The organism is Bradyrhizobium sp. 23AC (assembly GCF_054863025.1).
In genome coordinates this window covers 1-267 of the sequence record NZ_JAVAYN010000175.1, presented here as the reverse complement: position 1 = coordinate 267, position 267 = coordinate 1, and the positions used below count along the sequence as shown (strand labels likewise).

The window sequence follows — 267 nt, the reverse complement described above, 5'->3', positions numbered from 1 at the left end:
GAGCAAGGGCGTCAAGCGCGGCTATATCGCCGACGCCGCCGCCACCGAAGTCGCGGTGCGCGAGGCGGTCGAGCAGGCCGAACGCATTGCCGGCACCAATATCGAGAATGTCTGGGTCAGCTTTTCGGCGGGCGGCCTGGTGTCCGATGTCGCCTCAATCGAGTTCGAGCTGGGCGGCCACCGTGTCGAGCAATCCGATATCGATGCGCTGTTGCAAGCCGGGCGGGATTCGATCGATCCGGCGGGCCGCATGGTGCTGCACGCGCA

General features: G+C 66.3%; 1 pseudogene. It reads left to right on the top strand.

Annotation, left to right across the window (positions count from 1 at the left end):
* Positions 1-267: pseudogene (locus RAD10_RS41985) on the top strand (cell division protein FtsA); the annotation flags it as partial.